Genomic DNA, 3,802 nt, shown 5'->3' on the forward strand with positions numbered 1-3,802 from the left:
AACCCATGGCGGCTGCTTTCTCAGGTGGTGATTCCCCTGGATGCCTTCAAGCCTCTGGACAACAGGCAAGGCATGTCCAGATCTTGCAGCTTATGGCGGCAGGGCGGAAAACAAAGGCAGCTTCTGGAATCTGATCTGGCCTGGAGACGACAATGTTCTTGCTGCTGCCTTTACTGCCAGGGATGCTGAGATAACTCCACAAGCCAGCCTGTTGACCCTGGAGGATTCCAGGATACGAGCTTTGGCCATGCGGCTTCCTTGTTGGGCGCCTGGCCAGCCACTGCCCGTGACCACAATTCCTGGTGCTGCTGCTTCTCTTCAAGGGGTGTGGTCTTTGTGGCGTATTGCTATTATCACCCAGGACTGGAAAAAGGTGCGGATCATGCCCCTTTTCATCGATGATCAGGGCAAGAATTTCAGTTTAAGCGCCAGGAACATCTGGGATCTGTTGCTCAGTGCAGAGCCTGTTATACATGATTATCTGGGCAGCCAGAGTTCTTACAATTGGTATGAGTATTCTTCCAGGGTTGCGGAAAAGCAGGGTCAGCCTCAGTATCAAGAGCTTTTACAGGAGCATGCAAGCCAATTGAGCCGGGAGCAGGAAAAAATGCGTTATTATTTCGCAGCCAGAAGAAAAATAATTGAGAGCATTGGACTGCCTGAAGTGCGTGCATATCGCTTCAGGAAGCTGGAACAAGAAGAACAGGCCAGCCAGGCCGAGTTGCAGAGAAAGGCTGAGGTTCTGCCAGAGATTGAGCCATTGCTTATGCTGCGTATACAGGGGGAAAAATGACTGGATGGCGGGAGCATATCCTTGCTGATTTCAGCCCGGGAACAGCCGGATTAACTCTGGTTGCGGATCCTGATGGCCTGCTGCTGGAAGCAGGTATGCTGGAGAGGATTCAAGAGAGAGGATTTGCTCTGATTCCCTTTGAAAGCCATGTCGAGTTTCGCTTTGCCTTTGAATCCAGTTTCAGATCAAAGTGGGATGAGAACCTGGAGAAAGAGCAGGCTGTGGTGGTGCATGTAACTCAGGATGATCTCCAGACTCTGCCTTATGACCTTTTACAGGCCGGTCGCAGGCTGCATCTTTCTCTGGCAGGGATTTTCCCCAATTTCAGCTACCCGGTGCTGGCAGCTTTGGATAAGTCTGATTTGGATGCCTTGTATCTGGCCCAGAAGGATCTGGCCTCTGAAAGGCTTGGGGACAGAAGCAGTAAAGATTTTATTCTGCGTCATGTCTACTCCATTGCCCCGGAACTACTGAAGCATACTGCTGATCTTCTGCGCATGCTGTTACGGATGCATTACAGGCAAATTCACCTGCCATCCCTGTTCCAGGAGCACCTGATCCAGGAGATTGAAAAAAACGGACGTTTTTCTGATTGGCCCCTGGGAACAATAGTCCCTGATAGAGAGGCATTTTTGGCCTTTTTGCAGGAGCGCTGGGAGTATTTTATCCAGCAAAAATCATCGCAACAGATTGCGTCTCTTCAGGAAAACAGGGGAGTCTTCAATCCAGTCTATCCCGGCCCTGTTGATCTGCCGTTTGAACATCACGACGTCCGTGTCTATCTGGACACACTTTTTTTGGATGGACTGCTGGAGCCTGTAGATCATCCCCAGAGTCAGGCTTTGAGCGAAACCTGGGTCAGTCTGGGGGTGCGCATTGATCCAGAGGCGGATCGCATAAAAAGACTGGAAAAGCTTTATTCCTCCCTGCGGGATGACCTTCCCGGACACCAGGCCCGGCACGGGGAGTGGCTGACTTTTGCCAGAAGCTGGGCTGAGCTTCTGGCCTTGTGGCTGCAAACCGATAAGGAGCCGGTCCCCGGTATTGAAGACAAGATCCGGGCTGTTCAATTGGAGCTGGATAATATTCTTGCTGTCTGGGCGGAAAATAAGCTTGGCGGGCTGATCAACCTGCCCCCCGTACCCCCGGTTATGCTGCATCATATCCCGCGCTTCCTGGCCCGCAGTCTGGAGCAGACCCAGGGTGGCAAAGTAGCTCTGGTAGTCCTGGACGGACTTTCTTTTGATCAATGGGTGACCATGCGCAAGGTGCTTGCTTTGAACACAGATTTTCTTTTTCGAGAAAATGCGGTTTTTGCCTGGCTGCCCACAACCACCTCCATTTCCAGGCAGGCCCTGTTTGCTGGACGTCCTCCTGTGTTTTTTCCGGACAGCATTCATACCACTGGTAAAGAAGCGCATCTCTGGCGTCAGTTCTGGGCTGATCATGGTATCAAAGAACAGGAAACAGTCTACGCCAGGGGGCTGGGTGATGATATCACTGATGAACTGCACCATCAGCTCGCCAGCCCGCAGACCAGGGTGGCCGGTCTGGTGGTGGATAAGGTGGACAGGATAATGCATGGAATGGAGCTTGGATTGGCAGGTATGCATAATCAGATCAGGCAGTGGGCCGGGCAGCCTTTTCTGGGCGATCTGCTGGATATGCTTTTGCAGGCCGGATACCAGGTGTTTTTGATCTCTGATCACGGAAATATCCAGGCTGCAGGATGCGGACGTCCAGCAGAAGGAGCCCTGGCCGCAACCAGGGGGGAAAGGGTCCGCATATTTCGTGATCCAGCATTGCGGGAAAGAGTTGCATCCAGCTTCCCCGAGGCCATCGCATGGTCCGGCTCCGGTCTGCCAGAGGATGTTTTTCCTTTGATAGCCCCCCACAGGCAGGCTTTCGTTTCAAACACCAGGCAGCTGGTTTGTCATGGAGGAATTAGCCTTGAAGAACTGGTTGTGCCTTTGGTGCAGATTGAGAGGAAGCAGACGTGACAGCAGATAAATTTCAAATAGGCTGGAGCCAGCGCATCCGTCTGGAGTGGCTGGAACGTACAGCAAATTTGGTTTTGGCGGGTAATGACAAAGACACTGTTTTTGCCTCTCTGCAGCAGGATTTACAAGATCAGCTCTCCATCGGCGGAACTGCTAAACGGGGCAACAGGGAAAAAGTTATTACCATCTTAATGAAGCTGTGGTCCGTTCCTCCCAGGCATTTGCAGGATTTTCGCAACCGAGGGCTTAATCTGCTGCAGGTTCTTCCGGTAAAGCAACATCTTCTGGTTCATTGGGGCATGGCCACGGCTGTATATCCATTCTGGGCCGGTGTAGCAGAGCAGACAGGCAGACTTTTGCGTCTGCAGGGTCATGTTGCCGCTGCCCAGGTTCAACGACGCATCAGGGAACGCTATGGTGAGCGGGAGACCGTTTCCAGAGCAGCCAGGCGGGTGCTGCGTTCTTTTATGGACTGGGGGGTGCTTGAGGATTCTGGCAAGAAAGGAGTATATGTACAAGGGCGGAATTTGCCTGTGGATACTTCCGAATCCATGGGCTGGCTGATAGAGGCCTTGCTGCGGGCAGGCTCCAGGGACTCGGCATCTCTGCACAGCCTTATGCATAGTCCCAGCCTGTTTCCTTTTTCATTTTCCGGGAGCGTTTCCTTGAATACATATCCCGGTCTTGAGTTTATACGCTTTGGTATGGATGAGGATATGGTAATGCTGAGCAAGTGAGAATTTATCAGGGCATGTGTTGTTCTGTTGTTCGGGTTGTTGTTCGGGTCGGACCCAGCCAATATATTGAAAATATTTGATAAGAGCTCGTTTTTTGCTTGATTTTGAGTCTTAGAACCGCCATTTTGATGTGGAAAAAGCAGTTCTAAACGTCTATTCTCCGAGGCGACATCTATCCTGACACATGGAAAATAAGGTAACAGGTAACCATTCAAGGGGTGCCAGCAATCGCCACCGGGAATAGGCCTGAGGCGTACTCCCCAGCCGTGAGC

The 3,802-nt window shown here is 51.8% G+C and carries 4 protein-coding genes; 3 read left to right on the top strand and 1 reads right to left on the bottom strand.

From position 1 onward, the window contains the following. Positions 1–90 precede the first annotated feature (90 nt). Entirely contained in the window at positions 91–249 is a 159-nt protein-coding gene (locus D5S03_RS07450; protein WP_287043274.1) for a hypothetical protein, read from the bottom strand. A gap of 37 nt (positions 250–286) precedes the next feature. On the opposite strand from D5S03_RS07450, the gene D5S03_RS07455 reads away from it, so the two are divergent. Genes D5S03_RS07455 through D5S03_RS07465 form a run of 3 tightly spaced genes read left to right on the top strand, consistent with a single transcriptional unit; the run spans position 287 to position 3,530 of the window. After that, positions 287–793, top strand: a complete 507-nt coding sequence (locus tag D5S03_RS07455; protein ID WP_287043276.1) for a hypothetical protein — start codon at positions 287–289, stop codon at positions 791–793. Then, on the top strand, positions 790–2,793 hold the full coding sequence (pglZ, locus tag D5S03_RS07460) for a BREX-3 system phosphatase PglZ (protein WP_287043278.1): 2,004 nt from the start codon (positions 790–792) through the stop codon (positions 2,791–2,793). The genes D5S03_RS07455 and pglZ overlap by 4 nt, the downstream gene beginning before the upstream one ends. After that, positions 2,790–3,530: a hypothetical protein gene (locus D5S03_RS07465; protein WP_287043280.1), complete on the top strand. Its 741-nt coding sequence runs from the start codon at positions 2,790–2,792 to the stop codon at positions 3,528–3,530. Before pglZ ends, D5S03_RS07465 begins: the two co-directional genes overlap by 4 nt. Positions 3,531–3,802: the final 272 nt, after the last annotated feature.

Source organism: Desulfonatronospira sp. MSAO_Bac3, assembly GCF_003838035.1.
Classification (GTDB): Bacteria; Desulfobacterota; Desulfovibrionia; order Desulfovibrionales; family Desulfonatronovibrionaceae; genus Desulfonatronospira; species Desulfonatronospira thiodismutans.

What these genes read in the sequence shown, in the direction of transcription:
- pglZ (WP_287043278.1), top strand. Translation starts at nt 790, where the DNA reads ATGACTGGATGGCGGGAGCATATCCTTGCTGATTTCAGCCCGGGAACA.
- D5S03_RS07450 (WP_287043274.1), bottom strand. Translation starts at nt 249, where the DNA reads ATGGCCAAAGCTCGTATCCTGGAATCCTCCAGGGTCAACAGGCTGGCT.